Source organism: Streptomyces albiflavescens (genome assembly GCF_014645835.1).
GTDB classification, from domain to species: Bacteria; Actinomycetota; Actinomycetes; order Streptomycetales; family Streptomycetaceae; genus Streptomyces; species Streptomyces albiflavescens.
On record NZ_BMMM01000005.1, the window covers coordinates 386,656 to 409,516 of the forward strand.

At 68.7% G+C, this 22,861-nt stretch carries 19 protein-coding genes and 8 pseudogenes; 13 read left to right on the forward strand and 14 right to left on the reverse strand.

The window, feature by feature from the left end; genetic code table 11:
• The first annotated feature begins 70 nt into the window (after nt 1–70).
• The gene (locus tag IEY95_RS16895; protein WP_189186841.1) at nt 71–664 is read left to right on the forward strand and encodes a TetR/AcrR family transcriptional regulator; all 594 of its coding nucleotides are present in this window, start codon (nt 71–73) and stop codon (nt 662–664) included.
• A 330-nt stretch (nt 665–994) separates the two neighbouring features.
• On the opposite strand, the pseudogene IEY95_RS16900 reads toward IEY95_RS16895, so the two are convergent.
• Nucleotides 995–1,541: pseudogene (locus IEY95_RS16900) on the reverse strand (Tn3 family transposase); the annotation flags it as partial.
• A 173-nt stretch (nt 1,542–1,714) separates the two neighbouring features.
• Here IEY95_RS16900 and IEY95_RS16905 point away from each other — a divergent pair.
• Nucleotides 1,715–1,941: pseudogene (locus IEY95_RS16905) on the forward strand (ATP-binding protein); the annotation flags it as partial.
• A 170-nt stretch (nt 1,942–2,111) separates the two neighbouring features.
• Here IEY95_RS16905 and IEY95_RS51060 read toward each other — a convergent pair.
• Nucleotides 2,112–2,243: pseudogene (locus IEY95_RS51060) on the reverse strand (Tn3 family transposase); the annotation flags it as partial.
• Nucleotides 2,244–2,345: 102 nt separating this feature from the next.
• On the opposite strand from IEY95_RS51060, the pseudogene IEY95_RS16915 reads away from it, so the two are divergent.
• The 4 genes and pseudogenes from IEY95_RS16915 to IEY95_RS50700 all read left to right on the forward strand — a co-directional run.
• Nucleotides 2,346–3,239: pseudogene (locus IEY95_RS16915) on the forward strand (IS110 family RNA-guided transposase); the annotation flags it as partial.
• Between the two features lie 149 nt (nt 3,240–3,388).
• A pseudogene (locus IEY95_RS16920) lies at nt 3,389–3,769 on the forward strand (oxidoreductase dimerization domain-containing protein); the annotation flags it as partial.
• Between the two features lie 410 nt (nt 3,770–4,179).
• Nucleotides 4,180–4,470, forward strand: a complete 291-nt coding sequence (locus IEY95_RS16925; protein ID WP_189186843.1) for a hypothetical protein — start codon at nt 4,180–4,182, stop codon at nt 4,468–4,470.
• A gap of 183 nt (nt 4,471–4,653) precedes the next feature.
• Entirely contained in the window at nt 4,654–4,971 is a 318-nt protein-coding gene (locus tag IEY95_RS50700; RefSeq protein ID WP_189186844.1) for an ATP-binding cassette domain-containing protein, read from the forward strand.
• On the opposite strand, the gene IEY95_RS16935 is transcribed toward IEY95_RS50700, so the two are convergent.
• Both IEY95_RS16935 and IEY95_RS16940 read right to left on the reverse strand, forming a co-directional pair.
• Complete coding sequence (locus tag IEY95_RS16935) at nt 4,856–5,728, reverse strand: hypothetical protein (RefSeq protein WP_189186845.1); 873 nt, start codon at nt 5,726–5,728, stop codon at nt 4,856–4,858. The genes IEY95_RS50700 and IEY95_RS16935 overlap by 116 nt on opposite strands.
• 77 nt (nt 5,729–5,805) lie before the next feature.
• On the reverse strand, nt 5,806–6,408 hold the full coding sequence (locus IEY95_RS16940) for a TetR/AcrR family transcriptional regulator (protein ID WP_189186846.1): 603 nt from the start codon (nt 6,406–6,408) through the stop codon (nt 5,806–5,808).
• A gap of 246 nt (nt 6,409–6,654) precedes the next feature.
• Here IEY95_RS16940 and IEY95_RS16945 point away from each other — a divergent pair.
• Nucleotides 6,655–6,884: pseudogene (locus IEY95_RS16945) on the forward strand (hypothetical protein); the annotation flags it as partial.
• A 183-nt stretch (nt 6,885–7,067) separates the two neighbouring features.
• Complete coding sequence (locus IEY95_RS16950) at nt 7,068–8,027, forward strand: alpha/beta hydrolase (RefSeq protein WP_189186847.1); 960 nt, start codon at nt 7,068–7,070, stop codon at nt 8,025–8,027.
• 21 nt (nt 8,028–8,048) lie between these two features.
• On the opposite strand, the gene IEY95_RS16955 is transcribed toward IEY95_RS16950, so the two are convergent.
• The 4 genes from IEY95_RS16955 to IEY95_RS16970 form a co-directional block, all read right to left on the reverse strand.
• A complete protein-coding gene (locus IEY95_RS16955; protein ID WP_189186848.1) occupies nt 8,049–8,507 on the reverse strand; it encodes a TetR/AcrR family transcriptional regulator in 459 nt (152 codons plus the stop codon).
• Complete coding sequence (locus IEY95_RS16960; protein ID WP_189186849.1) at nt 8,504–9,196, reverse strand: hypothetical protein; 693 nt, start codon at nt 9,194–9,196, stop codon at nt 8,504–8,506. The genes IEY95_RS16955 and IEY95_RS16960 overlap by 4 nt, the downstream gene beginning before the upstream one ends.
• Nucleotides 9,197–9,467: 271 nt before the next feature.
• On the reverse strand, nt 9,468–9,671 hold the full coding sequence (locus tag IEY95_RS16965; RefSeq protein WP_037751662.1) for a cold-shock protein: 204 nt from the start codon (nt 9,669–9,671) through the stop codon (nt 9,468–9,470).
• A 290-nt stretch (nt 9,672–9,961) separates the two neighbouring features.
• Nucleotides 9,962–10,810 (reverse strand): helix-turn-helix transcriptional regulator, encoded by an 849-nt coding sequence (locus IEY95_RS16970; protein ID WP_189186850.1) that lies wholly within the window; start codon nt 10,808–10,810, stop codon nt 9,962–9,964.
• Nucleotides 10,811–10,948: 138 nt separating this feature from the next.
• Between IEY95_RS16970 and IEY95_RS16975 the strand changes: the two genes are divergently transcribed.
• Entirely contained in the window at nt 10,949–11,728 is a 780-nt protein-coding gene (locus IEY95_RS16975) for an NAD(P)H-dependent oxidoreductase (protein WP_189186851.1), read from the forward strand.
• A gap of 20 nt (nt 11,729–11,748) precedes the next feature.
• Here the strand turns inward: IEY95_RS16975 and IEY95_RS16980 are convergent.
• A pseudogene (locus IEY95_RS16980) lies at nt 11,749–12,030 on the reverse strand (site-specific integrase); the annotation flags it as partial.
• Between the two features lie 463 nt (nt 12,031–12,493).
• The gene (locus IEY95_RS16985) at nt 12,494–12,667 is read right to left on the reverse strand and encodes a hypothetical protein (RefSeq protein WP_189186852.1); all 174 of its coding nucleotides are present in this window, start codon (nt 12,665–12,667) and stop codon (nt 12,494–12,496) included.
• Between the two features lie 317 nt (nt 12,668–12,984).
• On the opposite strand from IEY95_RS16985, the pseudogene IEY95_RS16990 reads away from it, so the two are divergent.
• Nucleotides 12,985–13,270, forward strand: a pseudogene (locus tag IEY95_RS16990) (transposase); the annotation flags it as partial.
• 236 nt (nt 13,271–13,506) lie between these two features.
• Nucleotides 13,507–14,001 (forward strand): lamin tail domain-containing protein, encoded by a 495-nt coding sequence (locus IEY95_RS16995; RefSeq protein ID WP_189186853.1) that lies wholly within the window; start codon nt 13,507–13,509, stop codon nt 13,999–14,001.
• Between the two features lie 655 nt (nt 14,002–14,656).
• On the opposite strand, the gene IEY95_RS17000 is transcribed toward IEY95_RS16995, so the two are convergent.
• Together IEY95_RS17000 and IEY95_RS17005 are read right to left on the reverse strand one after the other, a co-directional pair.
• Complete coding sequence (locus IEY95_RS17000) at nt 14,657–15,307, reverse strand: response regulator (RefSeq protein ID WP_189186854.1); 651 nt, start codon at nt 15,305–15,307, stop codon at nt 14,657–14,659.
• Complete coding sequence (locus IEY95_RS17005; protein ID WP_189186953.1) at nt 15,304–16,587, reverse strand: sensor histidine kinase; 1,284 nt, start codon at nt 16,585–16,587, stop codon at nt 15,304–15,306. The genes IEY95_RS17000 and IEY95_RS17005 overlap by 4 nt, the downstream gene beginning before the upstream one ends.
• Before the next feature lie 208 nt (nt 16,588–16,795).
• On the opposite strand from IEY95_RS17005, the gene IEY95_RS17010 reads away from it, so the two are divergent.
• Both IEY95_RS17010 and IEY95_RS17015 read left to right on the forward strand, forming a co-directional pair.
• Entirely contained in the window at nt 16,796–17,350 is a 555-nt protein-coding gene (locus IEY95_RS17010; protein ID WP_189186855.1) for a GlcG/HbpS family heme-binding protein, read from the forward strand.
• Nucleotides 17,351–17,673: 323 nt separating this feature from the next.
• Nucleotides 17,674–18,417 (forward strand): class I SAM-dependent methyltransferase, encoded by a 744-nt coding sequence (locus IEY95_RS17015; RefSeq protein ID WP_189186856.1) that lies wholly within the window; start codon nt 17,674–17,676, stop codon nt 18,415–18,417.
• 496 nt (nt 18,418–18,913) lie between these two features.
• On the opposite strand, the gene IEY95_RS17020 is transcribed toward IEY95_RS17015, so the two are convergent.
• Both IEY95_RS17020 and IEY95_RS17025 read right to left on the reverse strand, forming a co-directional pair.
• Entirely contained in the window at nt 18,914–19,663 is a 750-nt protein-coding gene (locus IEY95_RS17020) for a PP2C family protein-serine/threonine phosphatase (protein ID WP_189186857.1), read from the reverse strand.
• Nucleotides 19,664–20,005: 342 nt separating this feature from the next.
• The gene (locus IEY95_RS17025) at nt 20,006–22,852 is read right to left on the reverse strand and encodes an NACHT domain-containing protein (protein ID WP_189186858.1); all 2,847 of its coding nucleotides are present in this window, start codon (nt 22,850–22,852) and stop codon (nt 20,006–20,008) included.
• Between the last annotated feature and the right edge of the window lie 9 nt (nt 22,853–22,861).

Here is a 22,861-nt window from a genome sequence, read left to right on the forward strand (position 1 = left end):
AGCGGTCCACATAACCGGACCACTGATCCGAATATATGGACCACTGATCCGGATAGTCAAGGGGGGACAGATGCGGGCCGACGCCAGGAAGAACCGCGACCACCTGCTCGCAGTAGCGGGCACCGCCATCGCCGAGCAAGGCGTCGAGGTGTCACTGCGCGATATCGCGCGCAGGGCCGATGTCGGACTCGCGACGCTGCTGCGTCACTTCCCGACACGCGAGGCGCTGCTCGATGCCCTGCTTCACACGAGCTTCGACGAGTTGACCGTTCAGGCAGGCGCCCTCGAAACGTCCGGCTCGCCCGACGATGCTCTCGTTTCGTGGCTACGCGACTGCGTCGCGTGGACGACTGAGTATCGGGGCGCGGTCGTGCTGATGGCAGCCGCCATCGAGGACCCCGAGTCCGCACTCCACGCTTCGTGCGTCACTCTGCGCGCGGCCGGTGCGCGGCTCCTCGCCCGTGCCCAGGCCGCGGGTATGGCGCGGACCGACATTGATGGCGACGATCTGTTCGCGCTGGTAGGGGCGCTCGCTTGGCTCGGCGATCAACACTCGCTCGCGCCACGCGCCGATCGCCTCTTCGACGTTGTCGCAAGCGCGATCCTGACCAGCACGGCGAGCAGCCATGCCGAGGGGGAACGCCGCCCTCGCGCCCGTAGCTGAAATCGTCGCGCACGCGGACCGGTGAACTCGGCCGCGCGCTCGGCAAGAGCGGATCGACGCCGAATTCGCCAAGGCTCCGCTGAAGGACAGGCACATCAACTTCATGGTCCGCTACCAGTTCAATTTCGCGGCTAGTGGGCTGGGCGAGGGGCTGCGGCCCCTGCGTGATCCGGACGCGCCCGAACTGGACGAGGAGGACGACGGAGGGCAGGACTGACCGTCAGGAGCCGACCAGGGCGTGATCGGCTAGCGCGCCTCCGCCTTCGTCAGCCGCTCCCCAGCGGTCGCGGTCCGCACCCGGGGAGCGCGCGGCTCGATGCCGGTGACCTTGGACAGGCGGGCCACGTCCTCGCCCTTGAGGCCGTGGCCCTCGGCGCGGAGCTGGGTGACGGCAGCGTCGAGATAGCGGGTGTTCCAGAGCACCACAGCACTGAGGACGAGTCCCAGGCTGGCCAACTGATCTTCCTGCCCGTCGCGGTAGGGCGGCCGGATCTGGCCCCGGCCGCCGTGGCAGATGGCGTGAGCAAGGCGGTGGCGGGATTCCTGGACCGTGAGCTGCCGTTTCATCAGGCGGCGGCAGGTGTCATCCATCGGGTCGACCAGGGCGGCCAGATGCATGGTCTCGTCGATGCGCCCGTACTCGGCGAACGCGGCACCGAGCGGGGTGGGTGTCCCTCGTGGCCGAACATTCGCAGCAGGTCGTAGGCGCGGACCTGGTTGGTGATCAGCGACCCGGCCACGCGCAGCGTGTCCGGCCAGTGCGTGGTGATCCGCTTCAGGTTCACGCGGTTGCGGGCGATGGCTGCCAGCGACCCGTAGTCTCCGGCCGGCTCCTGGCCGCGCGCCAGAACCGCTGGTCCGCGAGGTCGCGGAAGCGCTTGTCGGCGTAACGCGTGTCGGCGCAACGACTTGAAGTGCAGAGCCACGTAGTGGTGAACGTGCAGAGGAACGTGGTGTGTCTGCGTACCGTTTCGAGGACGCTGCTGCGTGACGGGTGACCGAGGTGGAGGGCGGCCCGTGATGGTGCTTGAGGCGGATCGGTGGCTGCAGAACCTCGTCTTCCAGCTGATCTCGAAGCGGTATGAGAAGGGCTCATCATCCTGACCTCAAACAAGAGCTTCAGCGAATTCGGGCAGGGCTTCGGCGACGAGGTCCTAGCCACCGCCATCCTCGACCGGCTCCTCCACCACTGTGAGGTCGTCCCGATCAACGACCCCAGCTACCGGCTCAAGAACCGCAGCCTCACCGCGATCGACGGCGAAGCCGGCGTCGACTGAGACCGGCTGGACTGTCAGCGATCGGGCGAAGTGCCGCCTTCTCGGAACTGTCGTCCAGGTACTTGATCAACCCGGTTTCGCTCCGTTCCAGATGTTCCCGTTGATCACGAGGCAGCGACGCCAGGACATCCACGAGGACACGCTTCCGCGGGACATGAACCATCGCGGACTCCGCCGTCGAGGTTCAGCAGCGTGTCCAGGGTGAACAGGCTGTCGCGCGGGGTGCCACGCACGACCATTGCTCCGATCCCGGCCACCTGGTCATTGACGGCGTTGAGCCAGGTCAGGCCCCTCTTGTACCCGTTCCCAGTTCCCCGTGTTCTTCGGCGAATTCGACGAAGGGCCGGGCGAGGGGCTGCGGCCCTTGCGTGATGCGGACGCGCCCGAGCTGGACGAGGAGGACGACGGACGCCAAGGACGCCGCGGTGATCGCGGACGCCGCACGGACGATGCCGCACACCCTGCGCTCTTTGGAACTGACCGACGAGATCACCGCCGAACTGACCGTGCTCGTCGGCTTCGACCAGGACCTCGCGGCCGAGGCCACCCGCACCTCCAACCGGATACGCGGCCTGCTCACCCAGTTCCACCCCAGCCTGGAGCGCGTCCTTGGCCCGCGCCTGGACCACAGCGCCGTGACCTGGCTGCTGGAACGCTACGGATCCCCGCAGGCTCTGCGGAAAGCCGGACGCCGCAGGCTGGTTGAGGTGATCCGGCCCAAGGCCCCGCGCATGGCCCAGCGGCTGATCGACGACGTCTTCGACGCGCTCGACGAGCAGACCGTCGTGGTCCCGGGCACCGGCACCCTCGACATCGTGATCCCGTCCCTGGCCCGTTCGCTCGCGGCCGTCCACGAACAGCGACGAGCTCTGGAAGCGCAGATCGGACAGCTGCTGGAGGCTCACCCTCTTTCCCCGGTCCTGACCTCGATTCCGGGGGTCGCGGTCAGGACCGCCGCCACCTTGCTGGTCACCGTCGGCGACGGCACCAGCTTCCCCACCGCCGCCCACCTGGCCTCCTACGCCGGCCTCGCCCCGACGACCAGATCGTCGGGCACCTCCATCCACGGCGAACACGCGCCCAGAGGCGGCAACCGGCAGCTCAAACGGGCGATGTTCCTGTCCGCGTTCGCTGCCCTGCACGATCCCGCCTCCCGCACCTACTACGACCGATGCCGGGCCCGCGGGAAAACCCATACCCAGGCACTCCTCCGCCTGGCCCGCCAACGGATCAACGTGCTGTTCGCCATGCTCCGCGACGGCACCTTCTACGAACCCAGAACCCCACGCCCCGCTTGACGAAAGACATAGAGGCACCCCCCCGGCCGTCACCGCCGTCCGCCGCAGCAGCCGGGGAGCGACGAGGCGCCCCGGCTGCGACCACTACCTGTTGAACCGGTGACGCATTGGGCGTAATCCACCGACGTCAAGAAACAAGGACACCCCCCGCGCATGTCGCCACCGCCGACCACAAGGCCGTCCCCCAGGTCGTCTTCACCACCCCCGAGGTCGCCTCCGTCGGCCTGACCAGCCGCGACGCCGAGCACAGCGGGCGCCGCATCGAGGTCGTCGACTACGACCTCGCCCACGTCGCCGGCGCCCACCAGTACGGCGAGGACTACCGCGGCCGGGCCCGCATGCTCATCGACACCGACCGCAACACCGTGGTGGGCGTCACCTTCGCCGGCCCCGGCGTCGGGGAACTCGTCCACTCGGCCACCATCGCCATCGCCGGCGAAGTCCCCCTCGACCGGCTCTGGCACGCCGTCCCCGCCTTCCCCACCCTCGGCGAAGTCTGGCTGCGGCTGCTGGAGACCTACCGCGGCTGAGCATGCTCCCGCCGGCATACGGGGCGGTCCTGGCCTCCGCCGGTTGACTCGGCCGTCTGCAGGTGAGGAGCGATCCCCCCATCCCGGTGGCCGGCAGCCTTCTTCGGTCGACGAGTGGGACCCGATGGCAAGTCACACAGACCGGGCGGGGCCCAAGGCTCCGGCAATCCGGGAGTCCTGGGCATTTACGGCCCACCCCCGCCCCTTCCGCAGGCGCGCCAACCGAACGATTCCGCACTCAGGGGCCCTTCAGGACATCGCCCACCCATTCCTCAACATTCAGGTGATTTCCTTCACCACACTAATTCATTGTTCAACTACATGCCGATGCGTAGCTTCGGCAGTGCGTAACGAAAGGCAGATCCGCCCTCGCAGCCATGGAACGGCGGACACTGCAAGGAGGAAAGACCATGAACAAGCTCATGCGGCGTATCTCGACCGCGAGCGTTTCCGCGGTATTCGTCGCAGGCACGCTCCTCGCCACCGGCGGCTCCGCGGCGGCGGCCACTTTTCCCGATGGCGGGCTCACTCCTGCCCGGGTCGTCGTGACCGCGGACACGACGACCATCAGCCTGGACGGCGGCCAGGTCGCCAAGCACCGCCCCGACCCCTGGATACAGGGCCAGCTGCAGGCGTTGAACCTCTGGATCCGAGACCAGCTGGCGCTGTTCGCGCACCACGACGACCTCGGTCATCGGTAATGCGCGATCGACTCCCACGGGAGGGCGTGTACGCGGCGATATGACCACAGGCTGCGGGCCTGCAACCCGCGCGAGGAAGAGCGATGATTCGCTTCGAATCGGTGAGCAAGGGCTACCGCGACGGGGCCCTGACTCTGAAACGACCTCAGCTTCGAGGCCGGGTCAGTAGAGATCACGGTCCTGGTGGGCTCCTCCGAATGCGGCAAGACCACGTTGCTGCGCATGATCAACGGCATGGTCGAGCCCGACTCGGGCCGGGTCCTGCTACCGACCATGATCAATGTCGGCGCCATTTCAACCGGCGCCGGCCCGGCACCTCGACCGGCATCACGACGGGTCGGTCGGCTCTCGGTCGCAGGCGGAACAGCAAGCCCTCCCAACGCCGTCAGCCGGCCGACGGCACGTGCCGCGGGCGGCCGCGGTGCACGTCGGGCAGGGCCAGCAGCCCGAAGGCGCGGTGGGCCGCACCCGTCCCACGCCGGACGACGGCTACGGCGATGAGGGCCGCCGCGGCGGGCACGCCGAGCCACCAGTCCAGCAGATGGATCAGAACACTTGAGGCTACGGCGCTGCCGAGCGCCACTCCGAAGACAGCACCCAGCACCGCGAGCACGATGCGGACGTGCCCGGGTGCCGCACCGCTGCCCGGCTCACGCTCGCCCGACCCCAGCCAGGAGACCAACGCTGCCAGCATCACGGGTACGAGGACGGCTCCCATCCCGTACAGCGTCAGCGCGACCGGCGAAGTCAGCCAGTCGCCGACGCGCGACAGGACCTGCCCGAAGCCCGGGTGCTCCGGCCAGGCCGCGAAGGTCTTCCGGTCGGCCGAGAAGAACCGCTGGTACCCGCGCCCGTCCCAGCCGTGGACCAGGATGAAGAACATCCCGAGGTAGCCCACTCCGGCCTGGAGGAACGCGGCGTACGCGCGGCCGGCCGCGATCAGCCGCGCAGCGACCCAGTATCCGAGCAGGCCCTGGCTCACGTTGGTTGCGGCGAACAGGGCGACCAGCCAGGCGGGCAGCGCTTCGTGCCCAGGCGCCACCTGCATCGTCTCCCAGTCCGGGAAGCCCCAGAGCAGCCATACGCCGCTGGGCGCGAACAGCACCGAGCAGTACAGGACGGTGGCCATCAGGTACGGGTCCGACCACCGAAGGACGCGGCGGCGGGGCGAACCGGGCCTGTCGGCGAGTTGGTACGCGGCGGCGGTCGCGAAGCTTGCGCCGATGCCGTACGACCAGAAGACGTCGACCTGGACCATCGTGCTCTCCTTTCCGGAATGACACGTCATTCCGCTTCGAAGGCAGAAGAAATGAACGGTCCTTGCGGGCCTGCGGCTCAGGAGGAGCCGAGGCCGTCGAACATGAGGGTTTCCACCGTGTGGATCCACGGCTGACGCATGCCGGCGGGGTCCTGCACGTGCAGCAGGCGTACGGCTCCGGTCATGATCATCCCGTTCACCGCGAGCCCGACCACATGGGCGTCCAGATCGCGACGCAGAAAACCACGGTCCTGGCCGTTGCGGATGAACGCGGCGGTGTACGCGGCTGCCGCCTCCATGGCCTGGCCCGCGAGGTCGGGCTCGGCGCGGTCGATGGCTATCGCGTCGTAGAACAGAATGCGGCCCAACTCCGGTTCCGCAACGACGAGCTCGAACAACTTTTGGCCGATCCGCCTTACCTGCTCCCGGTACTGCGACAGGGTCTCCGAGGAGCCGGGGTCTTCGTCGGACAGCGCGTCCGTTATCCGGCCGAGCGCCCGCGACACCACGCTCCGCGCGATGTCCTCCTTGTTCTTGAAGTATCGGTAGAACGTGCCGTGTCCGGCGCCGAGCTCCCGCGCGATGTCGGAGATGCCGGTCGCGTGGTAGCCACGTTCGGCGAATACCTTTCCCGCGGCGCGCAGGATCGCGTCCCGCTTGTCGACCACACCTCCGGGCACGGAGTTCCCCTCACGTCAGCGGAACGCGGAATGACGTGTCATTCTCGAACTGGCCACTGTCCACCGTCAATAGGCCCGACTCCGTCCGCTGGGCGAGGAAGCCGAAGCAGACGGCGTGACAGGGCCTTGCTCCACACCGGAGGGCACGCGTGTGGCCTGGTGGTGGTACGAGCCGGCCCGCACCGACCGGCGTGTGCACGCCGAACTGGGCAGCGAGGACCGGCTCTTGCCGTGCAGCGGGACAGCGAGCGCGCGGCCGAAGGGTGGGAGAACAAGCTCGCTGCGCTGCGGTCCTACCGGTGGGCCACCGGACACCTCGCCCCGCGGCAGGACGCGCCTGGGGCGAGGGCGAGGAGCTCGTACCGGTGGGCCAGCGCCCGGCCAACCTCCGCCGTAAGGGCGGGCTCGGCAAGGAGACCCCGCGCGCGGAGACGCCGGCCACGCAGCCGGCGGCGATCGACCCGGACTGGAACTGCGCCTTTTGCGGGTGTTAGATAGAAAGCGTCACGAACGTGGAGACGTGCCGCAACGGCGGGCAGCCACCAGGCCGCGATTGCCTGGGTAACGGGAAGATCCGGTACGTGACGAGCTGGTGCCGACGAGGCGTCGCGTGCTCTTGGCTAAGTCCATGTCTGAACCTTCGCGCGAGGAGCGCTGTCATGACTGCTGCCAACCCGGTCGTCCTTGAGCCTGCGGCACACGATGTTGCTGAGGGGTTCTCGAAACCGCCGTTCTTGTACGAGATGGCGCCGGCCGAAGCCCGGAAGATCCTCGAAGACGCGCAGTCCGCCCCGGTCAGCAAGCTCCCGGTCTACGAAGAGTGGATCACGGTTCCCGCCCAAGTGGGGGACGTCCGGGTACGCATCATCAAGGCGCAGGGCACTACTGGCATGCTGCCGGTCATTGTGTACATGCACGGTGGAGGCTGGATCCTCGGCAACGCCGGAACCCACGACCGGCTCGTGCGCGAGCTCGCCGTCGGCGCCGGCGCGGCGCTCGCGTTCGTGGAGTACCCGAACTCGCCGGAAGCCCGCTACCCGACCGCGATCGAGCAGGGATACGCCACCGCCCAGTGGATCACCCGAGACGGGGCGTCCAAGGGCCTGGACGCCAGCCGCATGGCGGTGGCCGGCGAATCGGTGGGCGGCAATATGACGGCCGCGCTTGCGCTGATGGCCAAGGAACGCGGCGACGTCACCTTCCTGCAGCAGTCGATGTATTACCCGGTCACCGACGCGGCGATGAACACCGCGTCATACGAGCAGTTCGCCACCGGCTACTACCTCACCCGCAAGGCGATGGAGTGGTTCTGGGACGCCTATACGACCGATCCGGCACAGCGCGCCGAGATCACGGCATCGCCGAATCAGGCCAGCACCGAGCAGGTCACTGGGCTGCCGCCCACGTATGTGTGCGTTGACGAGGCCGATGTGCTGCGCGATGAGGGAGAAGCCTACGCCGCCAAGCTCCGTTCCGCGGGCGTCCCCGTGACAACCGTGCGCTACAACGGCACCATCCACGACTTCATGCTGCTCAATGCGCTCAGCGAGACCCGAGCCACGCGAGCCGCCATCGGCCAGGCCACCGCTTTCCTGCGAGCCGGGCTCGGAACAGGCTGAGGCCCCCACAGACGAAACCGCTCAACCAGAACGCGGTCGCCAAGGACCGCTCAACCAGAACGCGGGTTGCTGCGGATGGCAGGTGCAGGTCGCGACCGAGCGGGTGGGAAGCGCGACGATGACGGCGCTCTTGCGCAGGGAGTCGTTTTCGAGGGTGAGTTGGTGGATGGCCTCTTCATACAGGCCAAGGGTGCGACGTAGGTAGGCGTTCTCCCGGCGCAGCCTGCTGAGGTTGGTCTCCTTGTCCGGCTCCTGCCCGGTGGGCGGTGCGGGGACGGGGAGTTGGCGGGGTGCGGGCATCCGGGGCCGGAAGTAGCCGTCGATGAGGTCGGGGTAGTGGCGGTGGAAGGTGGCGTGCGGGATGCCGAGGCGGCGCGCGACCGCGGTGGTGGTGAGCCGTCGCCCGCGGCCGGCGGCCTCTTCGATCACGGTGTCGATAGCGGCTTTGACGGCGTCGGCGGTGGGCAGGTCGCGTTTCATGAGGCGGACTCCGGAGCGTGGCGAGCAAGGAACGCGGCAGTGTCTCGGTGCTTTTCCTCAAGACGGTGAGGGATGTAAGGAGCGAGACGATCGCTGTCGCTCAGGGCGGCCTCCAGCTGGTTGAGGTGGTCTCGCAGGGCGAGACGAGTGCCGCAAGTGAGGGCTGTGTTGCGACAGGCCAGGGGCCGGCAGTCGGCCATGACCGGCTGATCGCCTGGGCTGGTCGGGGCACGGCACAGGGCGCGGTCAAGGTTGTAGACGAGGAAGGTGCCCGGATATAGGTGGGGGTCGTGCCGGGCGAGGATGCGGCGCAGGCGGGATTCGTCGGTGTCGACTTGGCCGCTGAGGACGGCATGGCGGGCGAGTTCGGCGAGCCAGGCTTCGGCGCCGGCCGTGCCGGTGAGCCGTGGCCGGTCGGGGTCGGCGGCCATGTCGGCGAGGACCTGGCCGCGGGTGAGGGCTTGTTCGGCTTCGACTTCGTCGCGGAAGCCGGAGTCGCTGGTGCCGGCGTAGCCCTCGAACATCTGGATGCACTGGTGGCGGTGCTGCAGGGCTCCGGCGATGGAGCCGCCGGGGAACAAGACCGCCCGATGACCAATCCGGCCGCAGAGAAGCCAGGCAGCGGGACGCAAGGAGGCCACCGCGATGGCGAGGAATACGAGGCTGGTGCAGGCCGCCGTGATCGGCAATGAGCACTCGGATATCCCGGTCGTGCTGCCCCGGAAGCGATCGAGACGACGCGTCCTGGAGCGGCGCATTCACCTCATGCCCAACCCGCAAAGACGCGCGGCAGTGGCGCCCCGGCGGCCGACCACCTCCGGCGGCCTGCCACAGGCCGAACGGGTCGCGGTGGCCGAACTCTTGAGATCCCCGGCGCCGTCAGGTTGAGAGCTAATGGCCCCGATGCGCCGTGCCTCCGCAGCGAGCGCTGCGGAGGCACGGTGTCGGCCTTGCCGCCCGTCAGGCGGGAGTGATGTTCTCCGCCTGCGGGCCCTTCTGGCCCTGGGTGATGTCGAAGGTGACCGCCTGGCCTTCCTGGAGCTCACGGAAGCCGCTGGCGTTGATGTTGGAGTAGTGCGCGAAGACGTCGGGGCCGCCTCCGTCCTGCGCGATAAAGCCGAAGCCCTTTTCCGCGTTGAACCACTTGACGGTTCCGCTGGCCATGCCTGTGCCTCTCAGTCGCTATCAGGCCCACACGGCGTGGACCCGGAGGTGATCGTCCTGGTCCTCTGGCACTGCACAGCAAAACGCCCGCGCTGGAGCGCGGGCAGGTACTGCGAACCACGACATCTGCCAATAACGCTACACGGCGACTCCGCCTGTCACCAGAGACGAACAGACGCCAGATCGGGCAGTGTTGCCGACTGGGCCCCTGCACACGACAAGGACGCCTGCGCATCTGCGCAGCAGTCCGGCACAGCAGGCGTTCCCGGCGGTGGTTGGGCGTCGTTGAGTTACCCGCGGACCTGAGCGTTCACTGTGGGATGCGCGTCACCGCTGTCCGCGCCCAGGCCCGCGAGCAGGCGCAGCCCGTCCTCGGAGGGGCTGCCGGTGGCCGCGGACAGCACCAGCAGCTCCATGCCTGATTCATCCGGTAGTGCGAAGTTCTCCTGGTGCAGTTCCAGCAGTCCGACCAGCGGGTGCTGGTACGCCTTGCGTCCATGTGTGCGGGCGCGCACGTCCGCGCGGGCCCAGAGGCGGCGGAAGCGCTCGCTGCCCATCGCCAACTCGCCGATGAGCGAGGCTAGGCGGGGGTCCTCGGGGTATTTGCCGACGGCCAGGCGCAGATGCCCGACCACGTCGAGGGTGCATTTCTCCCAGTCCGCGTAAAAGCCGCGCTCGGCCTCCTCAAGGAAGATGTGCCGGGCGGTGTTCAGGCCCGGCATCGGCCGGCCGTAGAGGAGCCCGGCGAGGCGATTCCCGGCGAGCACGTCCAGGCGGTGGTCCATGATCAGCGCGGGTGCTTCGGCGACCAGGTCGAGGACGCGCAGCAGCTCCGGCCGGACCCGCCCGCCCGGCGCCTTCGCGCGGCGGCGGCGCTGCCGCGCGAGCCTGTAGAGGTGCCCGCGTTCGGTCGCGTCGAGGCCGAGGACGCGGGCGAGCGCGTCGAGGACCTGCTCGGAGGGCTGGGTCGCGCGGCCCTGCTCCAGCCGTACGTAGTAGTCGACGCTGACTCCGGACAGGTGCGCGACCTCTTCACGGCGCAGCCCTTCGACCCGGCGGCGGCTGTCGGTGGGGATGCCGACGGCCGCCGGGTCGACCCGGGAACGCCGGGTCCGTAGGAAGCCCGCAAGATCGTCCATGCCCCCAGTATGGCCGCGGTGGTGCCCGTGAAGGTGGTCCTGCCGTTACCAGGAAGTCCCGTCCGATGGAAGAGGCGCCCCTGAACGCCGGGCGCCGCGGCGCCCAGAATCGAAGGCCTCCGATCCGAAGGAGTCCCCATGAAGACGCTGATCGTCTACGCCCACCCGGAGCCGAAGTCGCTCAACAGCTCGCTGAAGGACCTCGCAGTGTCCACATTGGAGACCGCCGGGCACGAGGTACGGGTGAGCGATCTGTACGCGATGAACTGGAAGGCGGTCGTGGACGCCGCGGACTACGGCCCCGACGCCTCAAGTCCGTTGAAGGTCGCCCTGGACTCGGGCCGGGCCTTCGACGCCGGGACGCTCACCCCGGACGTCCTCGCCGAGCAGGAGAAGCTGATGTGGGCCGACACGATCATCTTCCAGTTCCCGCTGTGGTGGTACACGATGCCCGCGATCCTCAAAGGCTGGGTGGACCGGGTGTTCACCTACCACTTCGCGTACGGCGTCGGTGAGCACAGCGACACCAGGTACGGCGAGCGCTTCGGCGAAGGCACCCTCGCGGGCAGGAAGGCTCTGCTGTCGGTGACCGCCGGCGGCCCCGAGTCGCATTACGCCGCTCGCGGGATCAACGGCCCCATCGACGATCTGCTGTTCCCGATCCACCACGGCATCCTCTACTACCCGGGCATCGAGGTGCTGCCGCCGTTCGTGCTGTATGGCACCGACCGGATGACCGGCGGGGACTACCCGGACGTCGCCAAGGCCTGGGAGCAGCGCCTGCTCACCCTGGAGTCGACCGAGCCGATCGCGTTCCGGCGGCAGAACTTCGGCGACTACGAGATCCCCTCGCTGCACCTGAAGGAGGGACTGGAGCCCGCGGGCCGCACGGGTTTCGGACTGCATGTGCGCGCCTGACTCGAATGTGTTGCCCGGAGTCAGGCACCAGCTGAGGTTGTCGGCCAACGCCTGCTGTCGCCGGGGGCGAGCAGGCTGGTGACCTCTGCGATCGCCTCTGGGGACGGCTTGAAGTAGCGGCGGACGTTCTCCGGCTTTTTGTGCCCGGACTTCGCCATCAGCATCAACAGGGACGCGCCCTGCTCTCCGAGGTGGGTCAGGGAGGGATGGCGGTACTCGTGCAGGTCCCAGCCCGTCCCGGGCCCACGCACGGCCGTGTGCTCGTCCAACAGCGCACGGGCCTGCCCGTACGACAAGCGGGCGGAGAGATATCGGTCCCAGAGGAACAGAGCCATGGCTGCCGCATCCAGCACCGCGCTCGTCGCTCACCCCGACAAGGCAACTACGGCCTTACGCTGCGCGGCGCACTCATGCGCTGACGACGTGTCCCGGCGACGTCAACGTCAGCATCTTCATCCCGCGCTCCACCGGGCGCTGGACAAGGGCGTCGGGCAGGGAAGCGCCGTAGCGGGCCGAGTAGCCGGAGGCCACATGGAGATGAGTGAGTCCAGCGCCACCACCTCCCGTCCCTCGCGTACCTCAGCCTGACCCGTGTCTCTTTGGGTATCCACCACAGCCCAGAATTTTGGGACGGTGTTCAAGCATGCCGTTCGGGCGCGCCGCACGTGTGTGACGCAGCGATAGATGGGCCCAGCTCAGGTGATCAGCCAGCCCCCACACCGATGAGTCGCCCACCTCGCAGGCGGACGACTCATCACCATGCTGTTACAGCGTCCGGTCGATCTGCTTCTCCTCGATCTGCTCTTCCACCTGCGTCTGCTCGTCGCGGACGGTGTACTTCACCTTGGGTTCCTGACCCCGGATGCCCTGGATCTGGCCCGTGTGCTTCTTGTTGTCCTGCCCCTGGTACTGCACGCGATCTCCCTGGTTGTACTGCATTGCTGTCTCCACCTTTCGAGGTTGACTCGGGCTCGCCTGCCTGGAGTGCGCAGCCCGCCGCGTATCCGCTCTCGAGAGCGGGTCGCGATGTCATGACACCTCGACTGATGACCGCCAGCCACCGCTGTCGGCCGAACGAGGCAACGCGGCCACGTTGGCCAACTGACACTGCTCGAAATGGCCAATTGCCGTTTCCCACTCTCCGCTCACCTGCAGCGTTCTGGGCGTGGCGGGCTTTCCCATGGCGTTTGTCAAGCCGCTTCGATCATCGGGGGGGTGTTCTGGGAGCACCGGCGGTCGCGGATCAGCACCCTTGTCTGCCCCGTGCCCTCACGGAGGAGAACCTCGCTTCGGCGAGTCCCGATCTGCTGCGCGCCAGGGTCAAGACGTTCGCCGACGCACTCATGTCCGCTGAGGCCGACGCCCTCAGCGGCGCCGAATACGGGCAGGTCAGCGAAGAGAGCCAACCACCACAACGGCTACCGCTCGCGCGAGTGGGACACGCGGGCCTGGACGGTCGAGCCGGCCATCCCCAAGCTGCGGCAGGGCAGTTACTTCCCGCACTGGCTCCTCCAACGCCGTCGTGCTCCGGAGGCCAGGCTGTGAGGCACTGAACGTTCGGGATGAACAGCCTTGTTGGGGAGCCGGTCGAGCGGCCGGCATCGCCAGTCGCCTACGACCTCGCCGGGTTGATCGGCAGCTTTGCCGCGCGGGCACACTCTGAGGCAGCGGCCCGACTCCACCCCCATGTTCACTGTTCCCACACATTTCTGTCACCTGACAGACACGCGACCGGTATGCTCCTGGAGCTTCATTCGCACCACTGAGGGGGGATCCTCATGCGTATACGCACTGCCCTGGCTACCGCAGCCGCTGCCGGGACGCTCGCTGTCATTGCCGCTGCCCCGGCGCAGGCCACCGAGTACTCTTCCGCGCTGAAGATCAAGGGCGTCCAGTACGACGCGCCCGGCCGGGACTCCAACAACTGCTCCACCGGCAACACCAAGGACGAGTACCTGACGATCAAGAACTACTCGGCCGGCACAACCGTCAACTTGAAGGGCTACGTCGTCAAGGACGCCGCCGGGAACAAGTTCACCTTCCCCGCGAACCACTACCTCCAGCCCGGCGACTACATCAAGCTCCGCGGCGGCCGCGGCACCGACTCCGACGCCCACAACGTCGTCTACCGCCAGAACTGCAACTTCATCTGGAACAACGACAAGGACACCATCTACCTCTACAAGTCCTCCGGTGCCCGCGCCGACGTCCACTCGTACACCAAATCGGGCAACGACCCTGACGGCAACGGCTACATCACCTATCACGGCTGACCTGGCCTCCACGGGCGGTCACTGACGGCGGAGCCCCGCAACGCGCTGGCCGGGATGGACAGCGCGTTGCGCCGCCAAGCCCCGTTCGTCAGCACGAGGATGCCGACAACGGGCAAGGCTGCCAGGGCGATCACAAAGGTGAGCCTCGACGCGCAGCCCGCCGGTAGGGCTCTTGTTCACCGTATCCAGCGGGGCGTTCCTGGTCCCCCGGCTCAAAGCGGTCGCGCGCGCCTTGTATGCAACAGACGCATAGGCGGTGGAACCGTCCACACCACCGGAGCCGCGGCGAAGGGATCGGCGGCGTACGCCACTTGAGAGGAGCTGCGCTTGAGCGCAGTGACGGTCTTCTCGACACCCGCTCGGCTCCCTGAAGCAAGGCCTCAGAGCGTCCATGGCAACTCCCCTGCCCTCGAAGGGGCCTTGGTCATCCGTGACAGCAGCCGGAACCCCGCTCGGGCGGGGTTGGACCGAGCGGCAAGGCCGGCGCACGCTCGCCCCCGGGCTCAACGATGTACCCGATCTGCTCTGTGCCATGGGCGGTGACCATCGCCGGGTCACCGCAGCTGAGCAGTACGCGAGCCCATCCGCGGCCCCACCCCGAGCCGACACCGAAAGCGCGGGCGGCAGCGCTATCGGCCGGTGGGGCCGGGCCGTCTCACGGCAGCAGGCGCTTTTCCTTCGCCACCGCCACCGCGCCCGCCCGCGTGTCGACGCCGAGCTTGTCGTAGATCCGTCCGAGATGGGTCTTCACCGTCGCCTCACTGATGAACAGGGCTTTCGCGATCTCGCGGTTGCCGAGGCCCTGCGCGAGCTGCGCGAGGATGTCGCGCTCGCGGTCGGTGAGAGTGGGACGTGGGCTGCGCAGGTTGGCCATCACGCGGCTGGCGACCGGGGCCGAGAGCGTCGTGCGGCCCTGTGCGGCGGCATGGATCGCGGCGAACAGTTCCTCCGGTCGCTCGGCCTTCAGCAGGTAACCGGTCGCGCCCGCCTCGATGGCGCGCGTGATATCGGCGTCGGTGTCGTACGTCGTGAGGACGAGAACGTGCGGAGCGTCGCCGGTGACAGAGGTGAGACGGCGGGTGGTCTCCACGCCGTCGATGCCGTCACCGAGCTGGAGGTCCATCAGCACCACGTCCGGGTCGAGCTTCGAGGTCAGGGCGAGGGCCTCCTCCCCGGTGCCCGCCTCGCCGACAACCTCGATACCCGGGGCGCTGTCGAGCAGGGCAAGGAGTCCCGCACGTACGACGGCGTGGTCGTCGCACAGCAGGATGCGGACGGGACGGGACTCGTCGGTCGCGCCGGTCATCGGGGCGGCTCCAGGGGGATCGCGGCGGACAGGACGGCCCCCTCGCCGGGGACGGACTCGATGGTCAGGGTGCCGCCGAGCTGGCTCGCCCGGGCGCGCATCGCGGGCACCCCGTGGCCGCGGACACCGAACGCGGACGTGGGCAGGTCCGCCGGGGTGAAGCCGCAGCCGTCGTCGGCGATGTCCAGGACGACCTGGTCCTCGAGGAGCGTGAGGGTGAGCGTGGCCGTACGCGCACCGGAATGCTCCCGTACGTTGGCCAGGGCGCCCTGGGCGATGCGCAGCAGGGCGGACCGGACCCGCTCCGGCAGCCGGGGCGCGCGGCCGTCGACGTGGACGCGGACGGTGAGCCGGTCACCGGACTCACGGGCGGCCAGGGCGCGCAGCGCATCGTCGAGAGTACTGCCGCGGGCGAGGTCGGCCGGCGCCAGGTCATGGACAAAACGGCGTGCCTCGGTGAGGTTGTGCTCGGTGACGGACTCGGCCGTGCGCACATGCGCACGTGCCTTGGCCGGGTCGGAGTCCCACATCCGGTCGGCGGCCTGGAGCAGCATCTGCTGGCTCGACAGTCCCTGGGCAAGCGTGTCGTGGATCTCCATCGACAGGCGCTGTCGCTCGGCGAGCGTCCCCTCGCGGCGTTCTGAGGCGGCCAGCTCACGGCGGGTGCGGATCAGGTCGTCGATGAGGGCGCGCTGACGTGCGGTCTGCCGTTCCATCTGAAGGAAGACGGCGGTGGCGATCGCGGTGACAGCCGGCGGGGCGAGCAGCAGATTCGGGTCGAAGCGGCCTGCGAGGCGGAGCTGCGCGGCGACCACGAAGAGCGTCAGGACCATCACCAGCACGAGGGCGGCACGGGTCGGCAGCATGCGCAGACCCGTGTAGAAGAGCGGTACCGCGCACCAGGCGAAGCTGGGCGCGAGCACCACGAGGACCATCCACACCACGACGACGAGGGCCAGCCTGCCGAGTCCCAGCGCGGTGGGTCCCCCCGTAGGGCCGTCCGGCGTGGCTTCCCGGTCAAACGGCGCCGCCCAGCGCCCCATCGCACCAGCGGCGCCCGAGGACGGGATGACGTAGAGCAGCGCCAGGACGACGGAGAGCGCGATGATCCACGGCGTGCGGGCCTCTCCGGGGTGGCGCAGCAGGAAGCGGGCGAGGGCGCCGCCGAGCAGAAGGAAGAACGCCACATGCATCACGGCGCCGAGCCAACGGCTGTCCGCGTCGTACGCCCGGTCCGTGCCCGCACCCCTGTCGTACGCCCGTTCCGCGCCCGCGTGCATGTCGTGCACCTCCTCCACCGCTCCGGTCTGGCCAAACACTCCCATTGTCGCCAGTCACGAGCGCCCCTGGGTCAACCGATCGGATGACCCGATGGTCGGCCGGTCGGCAGTCAGTCACAAGCCGGAACGCCGACCGGACCGGGCCGCATGCGGGCTCAGGCTTGAGAGCGGAAGAAGCGACCGCCCTCCCCTACCAGGAGTCGACCTCATGAAGAAGCTGTCCCGCCGCGCCCGCATCGCCACCGGCGGTGCCGTGATCGCCGCCGTCACCGCGGCCACGTTCGGCACGGTGTCCGCCAACGCCTCGTCGTCCGCTCCCACCGCGGCCGCTGCCGTGGCGAACGTGACGAGCAGCAGCACCACCACGTCCACCCACCTGACGGTCGACGCCGCCGTCGACGCCGCCCAGGCGGCGCTGGACGCCGCCGAGAAGGAGCACCAGAAGGTCACCGTCGCGGTCGTCGACCGCAACGGCAACACCATCGTCACCCTCCGCGGCGACGGCGCGGGCCCGCAGTCGTACGAGTCCGCGCAGCGCAAGGCGTACACGGCCGTCTCTTGGAACGCACCCACCTCCGAGCTCGCCAAGCGCCTGGAGCAGACGCCGAACCTGAAGGACATCCCCGGCACGCTGTTCCTCGCGGGCGGTGCGCCCGTCACCGACAAGGGCGCCCCGGTCGCCGGAATCGGCGTCGCAGGCGCGCCCTCCGGCGAACTGGACGAGAAGTTCGCCGCCGCGGGCGTGGCGGCGCTGCGCCGCTGACCTGGTGACGCGGCGGGACCGCCCCGCCGCGTCCTCGGCCCGTCTTCCCGCACACCATCGCCGCCCTCACCACCGCCAACGCAGCTTCGGGCACAAACGCACCCGCCACCGCGGCCCCAGCACTCCGCCCGGACCAGGGAGCAGGCACTCGGCTCCAGGCGCTGGTCATAAGCACCAACACGATGCTTGAGCCGCGTCAATGAGAGTCGGCCTCACGGCAACCGGCGCACTCCTTGCACGGCCGACTCCGAACTTCCACAGCGGCCGCGCGGCTTCGCGCAAAGGCGAGCCCGGGATCATGCCCTCTTTGCATACTGACTGGCATGGCCACCTATGACGCGCTCGGCACAACGTATGCCCGGACACGACAGCCTGATTCGCGGATCGCCGCGCAAATCCATGCTGCACTCGGGAACGTCACGGACGTGATCAACGTCGGAGCGGGCACCGGTTCGTACGAACCACCGCGGACGGTCCTCGCGATCGAGCCCAGCCAGGTCATGATCGCCCAGCGTCCCCAGAGATCCGCGCCCGCCGTGCAGGCGGTCGCAGAAAACCTCCCACTGCGGGACAACGCCGCCGACGCCGTCATGGCACTGCTGACCGTCCACCACTGGACCGACCTGACAGCCGGAATCAGCGAACTGCGCAGGGTTGCCCGCTCCCGCATCGTCATCCTGACCTGGGACCAGCACATCTTCCGCGAACGGTTCTGGCTCGTACGCGACTACCTTCCGGAGGCAGCCGCGTTCGACGACGCCCGCGCCATCCCGACCGACCACCTGCTTGACCTGCTCGGCGGGGGGCGCCAGGAACCGGTCTGGGTCCCCCACGACTGCACGGACGGATTCGGCGCCGCATACTGGCGTCGCCCCCACGCCTACCTCGACCCGCAGGTACGCGCGGGGATTTCCATGCTGGCCCAGACCAGCGAGGACACCATCACACCCGGCCTGACTCAACTCGCGGACGACCTGCGGACCAACCGCTGGCATACCCGTCACGCCGAGTTGCTTGCGCTGGAAACCATCGACGTTGGTTACCGGCTACTCGTGACCGATCATTGACCCATGTACGGGGCCCCGGTCGTGGCCGCTGAAGACAAACCATCCGATTCCGTCAGCAGTTGTCAGCCGGTCCGCGTCGGCCCGTTGCTCAGCACGCCGCTCGTGCGGAAGTGCCGATGACTACGGAAGGTCTCCGTGCCCTGGGGACAGAACAGACAACACCTGAGGCATGGCGCCGGGTCGGCGACGAATCGCGGGGCAGCTCGCGACGGGGGAAGGCCGTCGACCAGGGCGAGGGTCTGGGCCGGCGTGACTGAGTGGCCGCCGTCGGGGTCCGTACCCATGATCGGCAGGTGCACGAGGACGTAGGGTCTTCGGCCGGTCCTCCCCGCTCACGTCGCCTCGCATGAGCACCGCCCGCACCCCTGTGTACTCCGGATGCGCCAGCAACCCGGGCCCGGGACGGCCGGCCAAGCAAGGATGCCGACACATGACTCCCCCATCCCGTCGACCGGCACGCCGGCATCCAGGACGAAAGAAGCGGCAGGGGCCCATCCTACTCGTCCGCGACGCGTACGACCGCCAGCGTGATGTTGTCGGGGCCGCCCGCCGCGATGGCGGCCTTCCCCAGCTCGAAGACCGCCATGCCGTCGTCGTGCTCGCGCATCACCTCATCGAGCACATCCGTTGTCACCGGGTCGGTCAGACCATCGGTGCAGATGAGGTAGCGGTCGCCCGACGAGAGGGACGCTGCGCTCACATGGGGGTGGATGGCACGGTAGCCGGAGGTACCGCCCAGGCACTGGGTCACGAGGAACGTGGTGCGCTGCCCGGGTTCGAGCCGAGGGCTGTCGTCGACGCTCACCTGACGCAGCCCGTCGCGGGGGGCCGCGAAGACCCGGCTGTCGCCCACGTTGAACACCAGCAGCGAGCCGGGCTGTACGACGACGCCGGCGACCGTCGTCCCCATGGTGACGGGCCCGTTTCCCTCGTCGCCGCCGGCAGCCTCGTACACGGCACGGTTGCAGGCACTCAAGGCGTCACGGACGGCCTCCTCGCTACTCAGGGCGGGACCGATCGACGCGATCCGGCGCACGACCAGGGCGCTGGCCACGTCCCCGCCGGGCTGCCCGCCGAGACCGTCGGCGACGGCGACGACGAGAGGCGTCCCGAGCGGGAAGACCAGGGTCTGCGGATTCGCAGTCACGGCGGCGCACAGAATCCACGGCCCGATGACGAGACTGTCCTCGTTCCGTTCGCGGCGCAGCCCGGGATGGCTGAGCGCACTCACAACGACGTACGGCATGGAGTGCCACCGCCTTCCCGCACCGGGCACACCGCCAGAGGCCGGGCTTCCGCTCCAAGTCTAGGAACGGCGGCACCGGGCCCACCAGTGCAGTTGTCCAGCAGGGGCCGTCCACGGGCTCGGCGCGTACTGAGAGTCGGATCTCTTGTGGTGCGTATGTCGGACGCTGCGGTGCACGGCCGGGTTCCGTGCGACAGCAGCCCTCAGGTACGACTCTCGGCGCGCCACTCGGCAGGCGCGGGCTCTCCCCGGGGCCACCTGTTTCACACGAAGTACGGCCTGCTCGTCACCGCGGCGACGGTGACCAGCCGGTACCCACATCACTGCCAGGGATCAAAAGAGCTACTGAGTTCGCCGGTCCGGGAAGGCGTCGCTAATCCCCCCGATGTGGGTCAGGGCCTCGGTGGCGTGCTCGCGAATACCGCCCATTGTGGGGTCGGCGGCGAGGGCAGCGAGCAGGGCGGCTCCCTCTTCGGCGTGCCCGGCCAGTCGGTACAGGATCCAAGCGGCTTTCACGCGATGGAAGGGTTCCATACGGGTGTTGGCGGTGAAGCGAGTGAGCACTTCGGCGGCGCGTCCGTGATCGAGGTTGGCCAGGTAAATGGCGGCAGTCAGGCGGTCGAAGCTCCCTCCGGTGGAGGCGAGGCGGGCGAGGAGTGCGACCCCCTCCTCCCGGTGACCGTCCATCCGCGCCAAGGCCCTGGCCGTCTCCGCGTCGTGGAAGTGGGCCAGCAGCCCGGCGGCACGTTCGTCTCCGAGAAGGGCCAGGGCCAGGGCTGCGTCCCGGCGTACTCCGCCGAGAGAGGCGTTCGCAGCAAGATCCGCCAGCAGCCCGGCCGCACGCTCGTCACCCAGCTTCGCCCGAGCCCAGGCGGCACTCACGCGCTCGATGCCACGCCCGGCGGAGGCGAGGCGGGCGAGGAGTGCGGTCCCCTCCTCCTGGTGACCGTCCATTCCGGCCAGGCGCAGGGCGGCCGTCGCGCGCTGGAAGGGATTCACGGTGGTGCTGACTGCGAGGAGGGCAAGCAGTCTGACCGCGCGTCCGTCACCGAGAGCGGCCAGGGCCCTTGCCGCCGTGACTCGCTGCTTGCTCTCCCAAGAGGTGTCAGTGACGAAGCGGGCCAGCAGGTCAGTGCCTTCCTTCCGATGACCGTTCATCGTGGCGAGGGCGAGAGCGGCTTGCAGGCGGGCATCGCGCACAGTGCCGTCGTGGGCGAGGTCGGCGAGTAGTCCTGCCGCACGTTCGTCGCCAAGCTTGGCCAGAGCGAAGGCCGCCCTCACACGGGCGATGCCCACGTCCCAGCGGTGCTGGTAGCCGTGCAGGCGCTGGGGATGGTCCATCAGCGCGTCCCGCAGAGTGGTGTCGCCCGCGAGACGGGCAAGGAGCTCCACCCCCTGCTCCCGGTGGCCGTACATCCCGGCCAGAGTCCGAGCGGCCCCCGCGCGGGCGTTGGGGTCGAGCAGGGTGTCACCGTCGGCGAATCGCGCGAGCTGACGTGCGGTGTCCTCCGGAGGAAGCACGGTCCTCAGCTGTATCTGCTTCAGGAGGAACGAGTAGGCGGGTTCCCGTCCGCGACGTGAGAGGTGCTCCAGGGCTCGGATCGTGTCGGCCCTCACGTGGTCGTCGGGCGTGAGGAGTCCGTCGAGCAGGAAGCCGAGGTAGGACGGGTCCAGGCCCGGTGGCACCCAGTAACCGCTCTCGGGCGCGTGAAGACGGGGGAACAGGCGATGGAGCAGCTGGGTGCGCGCGTCTTCGTCGCGGGTGGCATGGCGGGCGGCGTGGTACTCGAGGAGGGTCTGGTGGAAGAAGTCGAAGTCACCCGCGCGTTCGGCCAACAGCCCGGTGGGACGCAGGAGATCGCTCAGGAAGGCGTTCCACAGCGGTCCCTTGATCTTGTCCGGGCGCCGGACGGACAGGTGGCTGGCCAGGATCTCGACGGTCGGGGCCGTGTTCCCGTTGATCCTCTCGTGGGCCAGGTGGTCGATCAGCTCAGCCAGCTGATTGCGGACCAGTTGAGCGGCGTGCTCGGCGGCCTGGCTGTCCCGGGGGATCTGGTGACGGTCCTTCAGGGCAAGGATCACCTCCGTATGAGTCTTCGCGATGCTCTTGTGGGTGTTCTGCTCGTAGAGCAGCTCCACGAACGACCGGTAGGCACCGGTGCGACCCTCGGGGAGGGGTTTGGAGGGGTCGGCCGCGTAGAGCTGGCACAGCATGGAGGCGATCAGAGGGGTGCGGGCCAAGTCATCGAGGCAGGAGCGTTTGAGTTCGCTCGTGAATGCCGAGGTGTGCTGGTCCGCGCCGGGCAGATCGCGGAAGCATTTCGTGGCGTACTCGTGCAGTTCGGGAGGGCTGAAGGGACGCAGCTCAAGACGGGAGACGGAGGGACCCAGCCGGTCGAGTTCCCTGCCCGGCAGTGGTCGGGTCGCCACGATGAACCGATACAGCAGGGGCTCGGTTTCGGCCTCTCGGGCCAGTCGTTCCAGCAGGGCGACACGGGTGGCGAGGTTGGGGACCTCGTCGAGGCCGTCGACCATCACCAGCCAGGGCGCCAGTGGAGAGGGGCAGCGGCGGAAGAAGTCCTCCGGCAGCGCTTCGCGGAGCCCGAAGGGGCCGAGTTCTTCCGTCACGGCAGTTGCCAGGGCCTGGGCCAGGAGGGCGGTGCCGACAAGGGAGGTGGCGCGGATCAGAACAGGAACTGCCGGGCGGCGTTGGTCGCGTTGCTCCTCGCTTCCTTGGCCGCTTCCTGTGTTGCTTCCTCGGTCGCTTCCCTCGTCGCGCAGCCATTGGTTGGCCGAGTCGGCCAGATGGCGCCGCAGTAGGGTCGATTTGCCGCCGCCTGCGCCGGCCAGTAGTACCCGGACCCGGCTGTCGCCCGCGAAGATGCTCTCAGCGGGCACCGGTTGCGTTGACCAGCCGTACTGGGCCGACGAGTGGGCATCGGACTCCAAATCGGCGGTGGCGATGGCGCGTTGGGGACAGGCCTGGGCCTGTTGGTGTACGTAGAGCTCGGTCAGTGGTGGCGAGGAAGCGGCATCGGTGAGGCCGGGGTAGGGATGGTGATCGGCGGCGCGCACAGCAGCTTGCAGATAGGAACCCAGCCGGGCGTCGGGGGCGAAGGCACGATCATCAGGAGCGGCGGCCGTCGGCGCGGCGTAATAGGTGACCTGGTCGGCGTGGCCTACCGCCAACCCTCCGTC